Consider the following 15494-nt stretch of genomic DNA (forward strand, 5'->3'; position numbering starts at 1 on the left):
CTCATTTAATATTAAAAATAATATCTCACCCTATTCCTTATACGAAGGCATAGAAACTGAGAAAAAATGATAAAACGCATTTATTGATTATCATTCTCAATACAAATCAAAAAAAATAAACTATCTCTTCTCCTCTTCTTTCACCTCTTCCCACAACAACACTATAGTTATAGAAACCCCTTTTCCCTCACTTCCCTTCCAATATTTCCACAACTAAGTCAATCTTAGCCTACTCATAAATTTTTTGTCAACTATATTACGTATAAAATTTTTAATATCTGAATTTCTCTATATGCGGCTTTTTTTACAAAAAAAGAGACTTTCTATAATAGAAAGCCTCTTTTCTCTATTTTTCTACAGCAATTTCCTGCTTTTGAAACTTAGAAACTATATAACCAAATCCTATACCAATTATGCCTGGAACTAACCAACCAATTCCTACACTATATAATGGAATCTTATCTAAAATAGGTGCTAGCGCTGCAATTTGAAGGTTTGCATTGTGTAATCCATCAAAGAAACTTATTGCAAATGCTCCTACAATCCCGCCCACATACATCGCTAATGGAAGACGAACGTAGTTTTCAACAAGTGATAATACGATAAGTACGATTCCAATTGGATAAATTGCGATTAAGATTGGTAATGCTAATGCATTTAACTGAGTTAACCCAAGGTTTGCTACCATAAATGCTAATACACAGAAAATGAAAACGACTTTTTGATAAGAAAGCTTTGGTAATAAGGAAGAGAAGTAATCACCACAAGCTGCAACAATACCTACAGAAGTTGTTAAACATGCTGCTGTAATTGCGATCCCTAGTAATAAAGTTCCGTAGCTACCAAATAAATGATTCACGACATTTGTTAAAATAATTCCTCCGTTTGCGCCCATTCCAAGTGACACACTAGAAGCTCCAAGATAAGCAAGTGCTAAATACACAAGTAGTAGACCAAGCGCTGCAATAAATCCTGCAAAGATTGTTACTTTTGCAATACTGTTTTTATTTGTAATGCCTTTTTCTTTTAACGCATGAATTACAACATTTCCGAATACCAGTGCTGCAAGTCCATCTAAAGTTAAATATCCATCAATAAATCCTTTAAAGAGAGGAGCACTATACGCTTCTGTCGGTGCACCAAATTCTCCAATTGGTGTAATAAGTGCTTTACCTACGATAATTGCAATAACAGCTAATAATATTGGAGTTAGCACCTTACCAATACGCCCCACTAATTTCGAAGGATTTAAAGCTAAATAGAAAGTGACTGCAAAGAAAATAAGTGTAAAGATAACAAGTGGATATGACTGACCAGCTATCTCACTTGGTAAAAACGGTGCAACACTCATCTCATAAGCTACTGTTCCTGTACGCGGTACACTTACGAATACGCCTAAACATAAATAAATTGCAGTGATAAAAACAAGTGCGAATATAGGATGTACACGTCCTGCTAGCTCATTAATATCTCCCTTTAAAGCTATAACAATTACTCCTAATAAAGGTAGTCCAACGCCTGTTACGATAAAACCAAACAGCGCGATCCATACGTCCGTTCCAGCACCTTGCCCTAACGCTGGTGGAAAAATCATATTACCTGCACCAAAAAACAGTGCAAATAACATTAAACTTATTGCAAACATCTCTGAAAACTTTAAAGATGATTTCATTTCTACTAACCTCCTAAAATAATAAATTAACAAAATATTCTGAATTAAAATCCGTCACATATCCTCTTTCAAGCATACTTCCCCGTAAAAGAACGCAAAAAACACCCGTCCCTAACAAAGGGACGAGTGTTGAAATCGTGGTTCCACCCTTATTCTAATAAAATGAATTTATAACGAAATAAGCTCATTTTATAGCTCGTGTAAATTGATAACGGTTTTATCCGCCAAGAATTACAATGCATCATGTATGCAGTTCACTCTTGAAGTTTAGAGGTGGTAAGCTTGTCTTTTCGTATTAGGAAGCTCACAGCCTAAGGCTTCCCTCTCTGAGAATCGTAAAATACAACTCATGTCCTCATCATTACTTTTATAAAATATCTTGTCGAAACTTGTTGTTTTTTATTATATGGGCTATTTTTTAAAAAATCAATAGTTTTATTTTTTCTGACAAAAAAATATAGGGAGAAAATTTTCCCTCCCTATAACTGCCCTATTAAAATTTCTAACTCTTCAGCTGTAACGCTCCGCCACTTTCCAACTTCAAGCTCATTTAGCTCTATATTCATAATGCGTACTCGCTTTAGCTTTATTACAGTAAACCCGAAAGCTCGACTCATTCTACGAATTTGCCTGTTCATTCCTTGCGTTAAAACGATACGAAATGTTGATTGATCAACTCTTGTCACTTTGCACGGCTTCGTCATTCCATCTTTAATCTTTACACCGCTGGACATCTCATCAATAAACCAGTCCGTAAAAGGTTTATCGACTGTGACAACATATTCCTTCTCGTGCTCATGATCACCATGTAAAATTTGATTCGCAATCCCGCCGTCATTCGTTAATAAAATAAGTCCTTCCGATGCTTTATCTAATCGTCCAACTGGAAAGATTCGCTCTGGATAATTGATATAATCAATAATATTATCTTCAATATGATCAGCTGCTGTACAAGTAATTCCGACTGGTTTATGAAAGGCTATGTACACCTTTTCTTTCTCTTCTTTTACAATAACTTGCCCATCAATCGTTACAACATCACCATCGCTCACAAGTTCACCGTGCGTACATATTTCACCATTAATAGCCACGCGTCCAGCTTTAATGAGGCGATCTGTTTCACGTCTGGAGCATGATTTTGCTTCGCTTATGTATTGGTTGATTTTCATGTTCTATTCCTTTTCACATATATTAAAAGCGTCAATCTATGGCAATATCATTCTGCCACGATTGACGCTTTTTCACTTCGCAAAAACAACTAAATAAATAACCCCAATCACCAAAAATATTCCGCAACAAGCTAACAATACTTTTGCAAGTTTGTCCATAAACATATAATGGTTTCCCCTTTGTTTCGTTGTTTTCTATTTTAATTCGACAACTGTTACGCCTAGGCCTCCCTCGCCCATGTCACCGTAACGGAAGGTTTTTACACCGCGATGCTTCTTCAAGTAATCTTGTACACCTTGGCGAAGTGCTCCTGTCCCCTTACCGTGAATAATTGATACGCGAGGATAGCTTGCAAGCTGGGCATCGTCTAAGTATTTCTCAACGCGCGCCATTGCATTTTCAAATCGTTCACCACGAAGGTCAAGTTCTAATGAAACGTGATAGTCTCTACCTTTTACCGTTGCAACTGCTTTTTTCTCTGTTTGCTTCGGTGTGTTAATGTATTCCATGTTAGATTCTTTTACTTTCATCTTCAGAATACCGATTTGTACGCTCCACTCAGTATCGCTTACTTTTTCAAGTAATTGACCTTTTTGACCGAACGTTAATACTTTTACTTCATCACCTGCACGTAACTGTTGCTTCGGCGCAGTGTTTTTCACGTTTACTTTTTGTTTCTTAACAAGCTCTGGTGCTGCGCCTTCTAGACGGCTCTTCGCTTCAATTAACTCGTGGTCTTTCACGTTTGCAAGCTGTGCTTTACGCAATTGACGAAGTTCTTGAATAATGCCTTCTGCTTCTTTCTTTGCAGCTTCGACTTTTTCTTCCCCTTCTTTTTGCGCTTTTAATAATCGTTCATCGCGATCTTCGTTAAATTCAATAATTTGACGTTGTAATTCACGATGAAGTTTTTCAGATTGTTTGCGAAGTGCTTCTGCTTCGTTCCAGTCACGCTCTGCGTTCTTCTGGCTTTCTTCTAACTTCGCAATCATATTTTCAATTTTATTCGTATCTGTACTAATGTGGTTGCGTGCTTGGTCAATAACGCGATCAGATAATCCAAGACGTTTCGAAATTTCAAAGGCATTACTACGGCCTGGTACACCGATTAATAATTTATACGTTGGGCTTAACGTGTTCACATCAAACTCAACACTCGCATTAATAACTTGCTCACGGTTATATCCGTATGCTTTTAATTCTGGATAATGCGTCGTTGCAACAACGCGAGCACCGCGATTACATACTTCATCTAAAATCGAAATTGCTAGTGCAGCCCCTTCTTGTGGGTCTGTTCCAGCACCTAATTCATCGAATAAAACTAAGCTTTCAAAATCAGCTTTTTCTAAAATATCAACGATGTTCACCATATGTGAGGAGAACGTACTTAAACTTTGTTCAATCGATTGCTCATCACCGATATCAGCAAATATATTTTTAAACACACAAATCTCTGACTCATCCATTACTGGAATGTGAAGACCAGATTGCGCCATTAAAACACAAATACCAACTGTTTTCAGCGTAACTGTTTTACCACCTGTATTCGGTCCTGTAATAACAATTGTCGTGAAATCTTTACCTAACATAATGTTATTTGGCACAATAATTTCTGGATCGATTAGCGGATGGCGAGCTTGTCTTAAATCCATATAACGCTCGTTATTTACGATTGGTTTCGTTGCTTTAATTCGCTTTGCATAAAAAGCTTTCGCAAAAATGAAATCAAGATTCGCAACTACTTCTACGTTTGATAAAACGCTATCGGCTTCTACTGCCACTTCTTCTGTTAACATCAATAAGATGCGTTCGATTTCTTGTTTCTCTTTCACACGAGCTTCTTGCAGTGCGTTATTTAATTCTACAATGACTTGCGGTTCAATAAATAACGTTTGTCCAGAAGCTGATTGATCGTGAACAATACCACCATATACGCCGCGGTATTCTTGTTTTACTGGGATTACGTAACGTTCGTTACGAATCGTTACAATCGAGTCAGACAGCATCTTTTGCGCATTTGAAGAGCGCGTCATATTTTCTAATTTTTCACGAATACGGCTTTCCGCAGTACGAATTTGAGTACGAATACCACGCAGTTTATCACTTGCGCTATCGACTACTTCACCGCCGTCACCGATACAATTTGTAATTTTCTTTTCTAAATCATATAAAGATACAATTTGAGCGACGTGAGTTTCTAAAATCGGAAGCTCGACACCGTTATCAGCCATATCTTCAATGAAACGTTTCATATTACGACTACCATACATCGTATTCGCAATATCAAGTAATTCATTTGGACTTAACATACTCCCAATTTTTGCACGCTTCACATTTGAGCGAATATCCGTAATACCACCTAATGGTGCACTACCTTTTAAACGAATAACTTTCGCTGCTTCATCCGTTGTATCTTGCATTTCTACAATTTCTTCAAAATCAGTGCTCGGCACTAAATGCTTCACTTTGTCACGGCCAAGTGAAGAGGCTGTATGTTCAAGTAATTGTTCTTTTACTTTATTGTATTCTAATACACGCAACGTTCTTTCTAACATGTTGCAGGTCCCCCTTGCGTTACTTATTACGTTTAATATAGTCTAATAAACGTTCAATATCCCATGTGTTAATCACGTTATCTTTTTGAATCCAACCTTTACGTGCTGCTGCTACACCTGTTTCCATATCTTCTAACATTTCAAGTGTATGAGCATCTGTATTAATCGCTACTTTTACACCAGCATCTTGTGCTTGTTTTAATAATTTAGCGCTTAAATCTAGACGGTTCGGATTCGCATTTAATTCTAAAACTGTATTTGTCTCTTTTGCGAGTTCAATTAATAAATCTGTATCTACATCATAACCCTCACGGCGCCCGAGAAGACGTCCTGTCGGATGAGCAATCATTGTGACATGTTTATTCTCAAGTGCAGTACGCAGACGCTTCATGATCGTTTCACGGTCTTGTGAGAAGCTAGAGTGAATCGCTCCAATGACATAGTCTAATTCTTCTAATACTTCATCATCAAAATCAAGCGAGGCATCTGGTAAAATGTCCATTTCAATTCCGCGTAAAATTGTAATGTCTGGATACTTTTCATTCATACGTTCAATTTCTTTCGCTTGCTCACGAAGACGCTCTTTCGTTAAACCATTCGCTACTTTTAAGTATTGCGAGTGATCAGTAATCGCCATAAACTTATATCCACGAGCACGGCACGCTTGTACCATTTCTTCAATAGAAAAAGCACCGTCACTCCAAGTTGTATGCATATGTAAATCACCTTGTATATCGGAAAACTGAATTAAGTTCGGATACTCTTTAATTAATTCAATTTCTTTTCCATCTTCACGCACTTCTGGCGGAATAAATGGTAGACCGAAATGAGCAAAGAAGTCTTCTTCAGTCTCAAATGTTTTCACTTCACCTGTTTCTAAGTTCTCTACACCGTACTCACTAATTTTCTCGCCTTTATCTTTTGCGATTTGACGCATTTTTACGTTATGGTCTTTTGATCCTGTGAAATGGTGAAGTGTTGTAATAAACTCTTCTGGTTTTACTAAGCGGAAATCGATTGAAATATCATATTCATATTGAAGACGAACAGAAACTTTCGTATCCCCACTTGCGATTACCTCAATCATATTATCGAATTGTAGTAAATGCTCACGTACCGTTGCTGGTTCTGTCGTTGCAATGATAAAATCTAAATCTTTCACTGTTTCACGAACACGGCGCAAACTACCAGCGCGAGAGAAACGAATTACTTCAGCAATATTCGACAATTTCTCCTCTATTTCCCCGGCAATAGGCAATACCATCGCAATTGGTAAACGCTCTGGACGAGAGCCTACTTGATCGATTGCTTCTAATATTTTCTCTTCTGTCTTCTTACCGAAACCAACTAAAGCTTGTACTTTATTTTCCTCACAAGCAGCTTTTAACGTCTCCATATCAATAACGCCTAGCTCTTTATATAACTTAGCCACCTTTTTACCACCAAGACCTGGTAGTTTTAATAACGGCAATAAGCTACTCGGTACTTCTTTTTCAAGTTCTTGTAATAATTCAGATGTTCCCGATTCTATATATTCTTGAATAACGGCTGCTGTTCCTTTTCCGATGCCCGGAATCTTTGTGAAATCTTCAATCTCAGAAAGACTACGATCGTCACTTTCTAATGCTGCTGCCGCTTTACGAAATGCAGATATTTTAAATGGATTCGCACCCTTTAGTTCCATAAAAAGCCCGATTGTCTCTAATAATTTGATAACTTGTTTTTTATTTACTTTCATCATTACCCCGCCTTTCTTTCATAGAAAAAAACTTCTCTTTCCGAAAAAAGAGAAGTTATACTCTGCTACCTGTCTGCCATAGTTCCTTCACCTTTTCAGATAGAATCGGTGTATCGTCTACAATTATTTTGCTAATTGATGATTTTTGTAATGGTGTTTGTACTTGTTCAATCGGAAGAATGTTTCCAATGATAATTAAGACAAACAAAACAATATATACTTCTAAAAATCCGAGGATTGCCCCCGCAAACGCATTTACTTGCTTTAAAACCGGTATTTCTGCAAACATATTTAACAAATTACCAAGTAATGAAAGTGCTATTTTTGTAATAATAAACAATATGATAAACGCAAGCGCTTGATAAAATACTGTCTCAATATTATTTGCATCAATCCATTCTGGAACAGATACGTTTTTATCAAATGGATACGGAATAAATTTCGCAAGTGCTGGCGCTAAATCTTTACAGTACCAGTATGCAACAAGGTATGCGATAATAAAGCTTGTTAACTTTACAAGTTGCAGAATAAACCCTCTGCGTAAGCCGAGGAAAAATCCCATAACAAGCAGTAAAATGATAATAATATCAATCATGTTATTCCATTCCTTTTTTTGTCATACTTTCTTTCAATTTCTCATGTTCTTCTTTTAATTTTATGTAATCGTGTATGACGTTTACCGCCGTCAATACCGCTAGTCTACTCGTGTCAAGCGAAGGATTCTTGGCATTGAGTTCGCGCATTTTATCATCCACAATCGCTGCTACCATGCGGATATGACTTGTACTTTCATCGCCAACAACTGAATATTGCTGACCATAGATTTCTACATTAATTCGACTTTTCTTTCCCTTTTGTTGTGACAACTCACCGGCCTCCAATCACGTACAGAATCCTAAAGTTTATCATACCATGAACCTTCATAATATGGAAACAGAAAGAACAATCCGATATGATAAAAATAACAATATAAAAAAAGGGGCGACCATTATGTCAAATTCTATCGTAATTCAAACAAATTCTACAGTAATTGAAGACATGAAACAACAATATAAACATTCACTTAGCCCGAAAATTCCGCAAGGCGGTATCTTTATGGCTAAGGTGCCATCTTGCACGATTACAGCGTATAAATCTGGAAAAGTAATGTTCCAAGGAGGCCGCGCTGAAGCAGAAGCTTCTCGTTGGCAAACTGTCTCTCACGCGCCGAAAACAGCTGTAAAAAAATCTGTCGATTCCCATCGTTATGCGCCGCCTACTTCCATCAGTACAATGTCTATTGTAGGGTCTGATGAAGTTGGTACGGGAGATTTCTTTGGACCGATGACAGTCGTTGCTGTATATGTGGATGCGAAGCAAATTCCACTACTAAAAGAACTTGGTGTAAAAGACTCTAAAAACTTAAATGACGATCAAATTACTGCCATTGCGAAACAACTTCTACACGTTGTTCCTTATAGCTCTCTTGTCCTTCATAATGAAAAATATAACGAGCTATTTGATAAAGGAAACAACCAAGGTAAGTTAAAAGCCTTGCTACATAATAAAGCTATTACAAACTTATTAGCGAAAATGGCACCTACAAAACCTGAAGGCGTCTTAATCGACCAATTCACACAACCTGATACATACTACAAATATTTAGCAAAACAAAAACAGGTACAGCGTGAAAATGTTTATTTCGCTACGAAAGGTGAAAGCGTCCATTTAGCAGTAGCCGCTGCTTCTATTTTAGCTCGCTACTCATTCGTAAAACAGTTTGACGAACTAAGTAAAAAAGCTGGTATGCCACTTCCGAAAGGTGCTGGTAAACAAGTTGATATCGCTGCTGCTAAATTAATTCAAAAGCTTGGTAAAGAACGATTACCCGAGTTTGTGAAACTGCATTTCGCTAATACGGAGAAGGCGCTTCGCTTATTAAAATAGTATCGACAAAAACAGGAGCCTACAAACTCCTGTTTTTTGTTTCATCCTACTATTGTCCTTATAGTTTTGTTATAATTATAATATACAGATTATTCTAACATAGGAGGAGATCTACATTGCTACTTCTACAAATGATTCTAAATATTTTACTAGGCGATCCACACGAAAGACAGTTCGAAATTAGAGAAAACATTCAGCTACTAAGTGAACAACCAGCGTTCAACGATTTAATAGAACGTTATGGTCGATCTTTCTTATTAAACTTTCGGATTCGAAGATTTATCGGGAAACACGATGCACGCTTGTTAATACATAATCCAGCAAAACTACAACACTTCTGTGAAGAACTTGAATGTATGATTAGAAAAAGGAGGTTTTTCATATGAACGCTGTAAAAGTTAAAAAGGTACGATATGCTTTCGTACACCTCGTAGGTCCACTTTCTTACCTCACTATTTCTATCATTTGGGGAGCTTTTTTCACTACTAAATCCACATTCGAAAATATATATGATAATCTTGGCGTGATGGCCATCTATTACGTGTTCATAAGTTTACTGTGGTTTTTCTATTTAGATCGATTAGACAAAGACATAAATAAGATTACAAAAGAAATTAACGATAATAAGATGTAACACATAACAAAGGAGAGCCCTTAAGACTCTCCTTTGTTATGTTAGCTTCGTTTCTGCTTCTTATTTGATGAAGATACTTTATGAGAACCTGTTTCATGTGTCGTCGTTCCTTGTCCTTCAACTTCTGGAGAACCTAGGCCCGATCTTGAATGATCTTTTTTCACTTTTTTACTCATTTATATTCACCCCTTCGCGTTACTTTTTGCTACGAGGGAATAAACTATACAATATGTAAAATAAAAAGCGAGAGGAAATCCTCTCGCCTTTTTTCATATTTTAGAATTCAGAAGAACCTGGAGTTCTTGGGAATGGAATTACGTCACGGATGTTAGCCATACCAGTGATGTACATTAGGAAGCGCTCGAAACCTAGACCGAATCCAGCGTGTTTTGTACCGCCGTATTTTCTAAGTTCTAAGTACCACCAGTAGTCCTCTTCGTTCATACCTAATTCTTTAATTCTGTCTACTAAAACGTCCATTCTTTCTTCACGTTGGCTTCCGCCGATTAATTCGCCGATGCCAGGAACTAGAAGGTCAGTAGCAGCTACTGTTTTACCGTCTTCATTTAAACGCATGTAGAATGCTTTAATGTCTTTCGGATAGTCAGTTACGAATACAGGGCGTTTGAAGATTTCTTCTGATAAGTATCTTTCGTGCTCTGTTTGTAAGTCAATTCCCCATTCTACTGGGTATTTGAAGTCAGCACCTGATTCTTGAAGCACTTTAATTGCTTCTGTATAAGTGATGCGACCGAAGTCAGAGTTAATTACGTTGTTCATGCGCTCAAGAACTGTTTTATCAACGAAGCTGTTGAAGAATTCCATTTCTTCTGGTGCATGCTCTAATACGTATTTCATTGCATATTTCAGCATATCTTCTGTAAGGTTCATTACGTCCCCTAGTTCAGCGAATGCAATCTCAGGCTCAACCATCCAGAACTCAGCAGCGTGGCGAGTTGTGTTTGAGTTTTCTGCACGGAATGTAGGTCCGAATGTGTATACGTCACGGAATGCTAATGCATAAGCTTCAGCGTTCAGCTGTCCACTTACTGTTAAGTTTGTTTCTTTACCGAAGAAGTCTTTTGACTCATCAACTTTTCCGTCTTCACCTTTTGGTAGGTTATTTAAATCTTGCGTTGTTACGCGGAACATTTCGCCAGCACCTTCTGTATCACTACCAGTGATGATTGGTGTGTGAACATGTACGAATCCACGCACTTGGAAGAATTGGTGAATCGCAAATGCTGCGATAGAACGTACGCGGAACGTTGCAGAGAATGCATTTGTTCTTGGACGTAAGTGAGCGATTGTACGTAAGTATTCAAACGTATGACGTTTCTTTTGAAGTGGGTAATCAGAATCTGATAAACCCTCGATATCAATTTTTTCTGCTTTAATTTCAAATGGTTGCTTCGCTCCAGGCGTTGCAATTACTTTACCTTCTACTTTAACTGAAGAGCTAAGTGGAAGTTTTGCAATTTCTTTGAAGTTCTCTAATTCTGTATCGAAAACGATTTGAACGCTTTTGAAAAAGCTACCGTCGTTTAATTCGATGAAACCAAATGCTTTTGAATCACGTAAGTTACGAATCCACCCTGATACTTGTACTGTTTGATCTGCATACTTTTCTGTATCTCTATACAGACTTTTTACTAATGTGTTTTCCATAGTGAAATTCTCCTTTGCTCATATATTTAAATACAAAAAAACCTTTCATCCATAAAGGGACGAAAGGTTAAACTTCGCGGTACCACCCAATTTGTCATAAAGACCAACTTTAACTCGTATGTAATACATACTTCCCGGTTTGTAACAGGCCGGATTCCCGTCTAAGTCTACTCTTGAATACAAAATTCAATTTCGGTTAGCAACTCCAAGGTGTTCTTCACATATACCGCCTCATCAGGCTCTCACCGTCCCTGACTCGCTTTGGATTATAGTATATACTACTTTTCCTTATCATCGTCTTTCATTTTGTTAAACTAAAATTAATGTACTACATTCGAGAGAAAGATGCAAGGTGTCGGAAAATATATGAGCGATTTTTGTAATATATCGACTTACCGACAGTGTCCGACAACCAATCCAATAAAAAAATTGCCGGAATGAATCCGGCAATTTTCTAATTACTTACGTAACTCCGCACCGAATTTCTCTTCTACCGTTGTTAGTACACGGTTATGTGCTTCTGTTACTTCTTCGTCTGTTAATGTACGTTCTGCATCGAAGTAAGTCATAGAGAATGCAAGTGATTTCTTGCCTTCTTCCATTTTTTCACCTTCGTATAAGTCGAATAGTGTTACGTCTTTCAGAAGTTCTCCGCCAGCTTCAGCAATGACTTGCTTCATTTCACCAGCTTTTGTTTCTTTTGTTACTACAACAGCCATGTCACGTGTCATAGATGGGAAACGTGGAATTGCTGAGTAGTAAGTTTCCTCAGCGTCTGCACCGAATACTTTTACAAGAGATAATTCAAATACGAATGTATTTTTCACATCTAATTGTTTTTCTGCTTCTGGGTGCAATTGACCGATGAAACCAATTACTTCGCCATCTAATACGATGTCAGCTGTACGGCCTGGGTGCATACCTTCACGTTTTGCTGGTGCATATGTGATTTGATTTGAAACGCCAAGCACGTCGAATAGTCCTTCTAGTACACCTTTCACAACGAAGAAGTCTACTACTTTCTTCTCACCTTGCCATGCATGGTGAAGAGCAAGACCTGTCATAACACCTGCAAGATGTTGTTCTTCTTTCGGAAGTTCTCCTTCTTCTGTCGGTAAGAAGATAGAACCTACTTCGTATAAAGCAACGCTGTCGTTTTTACGAGCGACATTGTATGAAACTGCTTCTAATAATTGCGGTACTAAGCTTAAACGAAGTTGGCTACGTTCTTCACTCATTGGAAGTGCAAGACCTACAGGCGCCTTTTCGTTTGGCTCAACCATATATTGTTTCGCTTTGTCAGCGCTTGTTAATGAATACGTAATTGCTTCATATAAACCAGCACCCTCTAAGAAGCGGCGTACTTTACGACGTTTCGTTTGTGCTGATGTTAATTTACCACGAGTCATCGTTCCAGAAGGTAATGTAACTGGAATGTGGTCATAACCGTATAGACGGCCCACTTCTTCTACTAAGTCTTCTGAAATTGTAATATCAGGACGACGTGCTGGTATATTTACATGGAATGTTCCTTCTACTTCTGTAAATGGGAATTTCAAGTTTGTGAACATTGTACCCATTTCACTCGCAGAAATATTTGTACCTAATACACGGTTTACTTTTTCAGCAGTAACAGATACTGTACGCTCTTGTACTTGTAAGTTGTCAGCTTCTACTACACCTTCAAGTGCTTCACCGCCAGCATATTTCGCCATTAAAGCAGCTGCGTGTTGAATTGCTTCAAATGTACGTGTTGGATCGATTCCTTTTTCGAAACGTGCACTTGATTCACTACGAAGACCTAAGTCTTTTGATGTACGACGTACTGTTTGACCTGCAAAGTATGCAGACTCAATTAGAACGTTTACTGTCTCATTTGTAACTTCAGAATCCGCCCCGCCCATTACACCAGCAACAGCTAAAGCTTTCGTGCCGTTTGTAATTACAAGATGGTGGCTTTGTAATGTACGCTCTTGATCATCTAACGTTTCAATTTTTTCGCCTTCTTTTGCAAGACGAACAACGATTTCTTTTGAACCTAATTTATCGTAATCGAATGCATGTAACGGTTGACCGTATTCCATTAAAATGTAGTTTGTAATATCAACTACGTTGCTAATTGGACGAATGCCAGCTGCCATAAGACGAGTTTGCATCCACATTGGTGATGGACCAATCTTTACGTTTTTAACCATTTTTGCAATGTATAACGGGTTTTCTTCTTTCGCTTCTACACTTACAGAAATATAATCAGAAGTTTTTTCTGCTGTTTCTTGTAAGTCGATAGCTGGAAGTTTTACTTCGCGGCCATAAATAGCAGCTACTTCATATGCAACACCTAACATGTTTAGGCAATCTGCACGGTTTGGTGTTAAGCCAAGCTCAAGTATTTCATCGTGTAAGTTTAAAATTTCAAGTGCATCTGCACCAACTTCAGCGTCACTTGGGAAGATGAAGATACCATCTGCGTATTCTTTTGAAACTAACTTTCCATCAATACCAAGCTCTTGAAGAGCACAAACCATACCGTGAGAAGCTTCACCACGTAGTTTTGCTTTTTTGATTTTGAAGTTACCAGGAAGTACAGCTCCAACTTTTGCAACTGGTACTTTTAAACCTTTTGCAATGTTAGCAGCTCCACAAATAATTTGAACTGGCTCTTCTTCACCGATATCGATTAAGCATTTGCTTAATTTATCAGCTTCTGGGTGTTTTTCACATTCTAATACGTGACCAACTACAACACCTTTTACACCTTTATTTAATACTTCAACGCCTTCTACTTCAATACCACTTTTCGTGATTTTGTCTGCTAGTTCTTGTGCTGTTACATCTTTAATATCTACATACTCTTGTAACCAACGATATGATACGAACATATTTATCCTCTCCTTCCCTTACGCTCGTTTGAATTGTTGTAAGAAACGTACATCATTTGTATAGAAATGACGAATGTCATCTACTCCGTATTTCAACATTGCGATACGCTCTGCGCCCATACCGAATGCGAAACCTTGATATTCTTTTGAATCATAACCAGCCATTTCAAGTACGTTCGGGTGAACCATACCTGCGCCTAGAATTTCAATCCAGCCAGTTCCTTTACAAGTGCCGCAACCTTTGCCATGACACATCATACAAGAAATATCCATCTCTACAGATGGCTCTGTGAATGGGAAGAAACTTGGACGAAGACGGATTTCACGATCTTCACCGAACATCTTTTTCACGAATACTTGCAGTGTACCTTTTAAGTCACTCATACGAATGTTTTTATCAATTACAAGACCTTCAATTTGCATGAACTGATGCGAATGCGTCGCATCGTCGTCATCACGGCGATACACTTTACCAGGACAAATAATTTTGATTGGGCCTTTTTCTTTATTATTTTCCATCGTACGTGCTTGCACAGAAGATGTATGTGTACGTAGTAACGTTTCTTCTGTAATGTAGAATGTATCTTGCATATCACGCGCTGGGTGATCTTTCGGTAAGTTTAGTGCTTCGAAGTTGTAGTAGTCTTTTTCTACTTCTGTTCCTTCAGCTACTTCATAACCCATACCGATGAATACATCTTCAATTTGCTCAACAACAGCTGTTAACGGATGGTGACAACCTGTTTCAACAGGACGACCTGGCAGTGTAACATCGATTGTTTCAGTAGCTAATTTCGCTTCGATTACTGCTTTTTCTAAGTTACTAATTTTGTCATCTAAACGCGTTTGAATCGCTTCACGCACTTCATTTACTAATGCTCCCATACGTGGACGCTCTTCTGCTGACAATTTTCCCATGCCGCGTAATACTTCTGTAATTGGGCCTTTTTTTCCTAAATACGCTACGCGTACGTCGTTTAAGCCCTTTAGCTCTTTCGCTTCTTCAATAAGCTCTAACGCTTTTTGCTTTAGCTCTTTTAAACGTGCTTCCATTTTGGAACCCTCCTAATTTTAAAAATAAAAAAACCTCGCTCCCAAAAAGGGACGAGGTAAATTCGCGGTACCACCCTAAATTGACAGAACAAGTCTGCCCACTCATTAGTTATAACGATCAATTCTGACCGGAACGCCTTTACATATACATGGTCCTGGCGTCAACTCCAGAGGTGAATTCACTTCCGTCTACCATAAG

Annotated in this window: 13 protein-coding genes and 3 other annotated features (1 of these 16 only partly in view); of the genes, 3 read left to right on the top strand and 10 right to left on the bottom strand. The window is 38.0% G+C overall.

The genetic code is table 11. The annotated features are described in order from the left end of the window. Positions 1-346: 346 nt before the first annotated feature. From brnQ6 to zapA, 6 genes are all read right to left on the bottom strand, one after another. On the bottom strand, positions 347-1672 hold the full coding sequence (gene brnQ6 / locus ACS2CR_RS00225) for a branched-chain amino acid transport system II carrier protein BrnQ6 (protein WP_000842650.1): 1326 nt from the start codon (positions 1670-1672) through the stop codon (positions 347-349). Between the two features lie 115 nt (positions 1673-1787). Beyond that, positions 1788-2043, bottom strand: a binding site (T-box leader). A 108-nt stretch (positions 2044-2151) separates the two neighbouring features. Continuing rightward, positions 2152-2841, bottom strand: a complete 690-nt coding sequence (locus ACS2CR_RS00230) for a 23S rRNA pseudouridine(2604) synthase RluF (protein WP_000700745.1) — start codon at positions 2839-2841, stop codon at positions 2152-2154. Positions 2842-3036: 195 nt separating this feature from the next. Then, complete coding sequence (locus tag ACS2CR_RS00235) at positions 3037-5397, bottom strand: endonuclease MutS2 (protein WP_053514521.1); 2361 nt, start codon at positions 5395-5397, stop codon at positions 3037-3039. Between the two features lie 19 nt (positions 5398-5416). Further along, positions 5417-7135: a DNA polymerase/3'-5' exonuclease PolX gene (gene polX / locus ACS2CR_RS00240; protein ID WP_153602610.1), complete on the bottom strand. Its 1719-nt coding sequence runs from the start codon at positions 7133-7135 to the stop codon at positions 5417-5419. A 55-nt stretch (positions 7136-7190) separates the two neighbouring features. Beyond that, complete coding sequence (locus tag ACS2CR_RS00245) at positions 7191-7730, bottom strand: CvpA family protein (RefSeq protein WP_000565412.1); 540 nt, start codon at positions 7728-7730, stop codon at positions 7191-7193. Position 7731: 1 nt separating this feature from the next. Then, the gene (gene zapA / locus ACS2CR_RS00250) at positions 7732-8001 is read right to left on the bottom strand and encodes a cell division protein ZapA (RefSeq protein ID WP_000082701.1); all 270 of its coding nucleotides are present in this window, start codon (positions 7999-8001) and stop codon (positions 7732-7734) included. Between the two features lie 124 nt (positions 8002-8125). Between zapA and rnhC the strand changes: the two genes are divergently transcribed. The 3 genes from rnhC (at position 8126) to ACS2CR_RS00265 (ending at position 9695) form a co-directional block, all read left to right on the top strand. Next, positions 8126-9061 (top strand): ribonuclease HIII, encoded by a 936-nt coding sequence (rnhC, locus tag ACS2CR_RS00255; protein WP_000071570.1) that lies wholly within the window; start codon positions 8126-8128, stop codon positions 9059-9061. A gap of 116 nt (positions 9062-9177) precedes the next feature. Then, positions 9178-9447 (top strand): hypothetical protein, encoded by a 270-nt coding sequence (locus ACS2CR_RS00260; RefSeq protein ID WP_000925537.1) that lies wholly within the window; start codon positions 9178-9180, stop codon positions 9445-9447. Next, entirely contained in the window at positions 9444-9695 is a 252-nt protein-coding gene (locus tag ACS2CR_RS00265) for a hypothetical protein (protein WP_053514523.1), read from the top strand. Before ACS2CR_RS00260 ends, ACS2CR_RS00265 begins: the two co-directional genes overlap by 4 nt. A gap of 41 nt (positions 9696-9736) precedes the next feature. On the opposite strand, the gene ACS2CR_RS00270 is transcribed toward ACS2CR_RS00265, so the two are convergent. From ACS2CR_RS00270 to pheS, 4 genes are all read right to left on the bottom strand, one after another. Beyond that, positions 9737-9871, bottom strand: coding sequence for a YuzL family protein (locus ACS2CR_RS00270; protein WP_000039590.1), 135 nt, complete (start codon positions 9869-9871; stop codon positions 9737-9739). A gap of 100 nt (positions 9872-9971) precedes the next feature. Beyond that, the gene (gene asnS / locus ACS2CR_RS00275) at positions 9972-11363 is read right to left on the bottom strand and encodes an asparagine--tRNA ligase (RefSeq protein ID WP_438905915.1); all 1392 of its coding nucleotides are present in this window, start codon (positions 11361-11363) and stop codon (positions 9972-9974) included. 52 nt (positions 11364-11415) lie between these two features. Continuing rightward, positions 11416-11667, bottom strand: a binding site (T-box leader). 154 nt (positions 11668-11821) lie between these two features. Continuing rightward, positions 11822-14242 (bottom strand): phenylalanine--tRNA ligase subunit beta, encoded by a 2421-nt coding sequence (gene pheT / locus ACS2CR_RS00280; RefSeq protein WP_053514524.1) that lies wholly within the window; start codon positions 14240-14242, stop codon positions 11822-11824. Positions 14243-14260: 18 nt separating this feature from the next. Beyond that, positions 14261-15295 (bottom strand): phenylalanine--tRNA ligase subunit alpha, encoded by a 1035-nt coding sequence (pheS, locus tag ACS2CR_RS00285; protein ID WP_000388219.1) that lies wholly within the window; start codon positions 15293-15295, stop codon positions 14261-14263. Positions 15296-15339: 44 nt separating this feature from the next. Then, positions 15340-15494: a binding site (T-box leader), on the bottom strand (it continues 74 nt past the right edge of the window).

The sequence above is a fragment of the Bacillus cereus group sp. BceL291 genome, assembly GCF_051776705.1.
Taxonomy (GTDB): domain Bacteria; phylum Bacillota; class Bacilli; order Bacillales; family Bacillaceae_G; genus Bacillus_A; species Bacillus_A cereus.

Excerpts from the sequence above, each read along its gene's own strand:
- polX (WP_153602610.1), bottom strand. The coding sequence starts at position 7,135 with ATGAAAGTAAATAAAAAACAAGTTATCAAATTATTAGAGACAATCGGG.
- brnQ6 (WP_000842650.1), bottom strand. The coding sequence starts at position 1,672 with ATGAAATCATCTTTAAAGTTTTCAGAGATGTTTGCAATAAGTTTAATG.
- ACS2CR_RS00270 (WP_000039590.1), bottom strand. The coding sequence starts at position 9,871 with ATGAGTAAAAAAGTGAAAAAAGATCATTCAAGATCGGGCCTAGGTTCT.
- ACS2CR_RS00265 (WP_053514523.1), top strand. The coding sequence starts at position 9,444 with ATGAACGCTGTAAAAGTTAAAAAGGTACGATATGCTTTCGTACACCTC.
- pheT (WP_053514524.1), bottom strand. The coding sequence starts at position 14,242 with ATGTTCGTATCATATCGTTGGTTACAAGAGTATGTAGATATTAAAGAT.
- pheS (WP_000388219.1), bottom strand. The coding sequence starts at position 15,295 with ATGGAAGCACGTTTAAAAGAGCTAAAGCAAAAAGCGTTAGAGCTTATT.
- ACS2CR_RS00235 (WP_053514521.1), bottom strand. The coding sequence starts at position 5,397 with ATGTTAGAAAGAACGTTGCGTGTATTAGAATACAATAAAGTAAAAGAA.
- ACS2CR_RS00230 (WP_000700745.1), bottom strand. The coding sequence starts at position 2,841 with ATGAAAATCAACCAATACATAAGCGAAGCAAAATCATGCTCCAGACGT.
- asnS (WP_438905915.1), bottom strand. The coding sequence starts at position 11,363 with ATGGAAAACACATTAGTAAAAAGTCTGTATAGAGATACAGAAAAGTAT.
- ACS2CR_RS00245 (WP_000565412.1), bottom strand. The coding sequence starts at position 7,730 with ATGATTGATATTATTATCATTTTACTGCTTGTTATGGGATTTTTCCTC.
- rnhC (WP_000071570.1), top strand. The coding sequence starts at position 8,126 with ATGTCAAATTCTATCGTAATTCAAACAAATTCTACAGTAATTGAAGAC.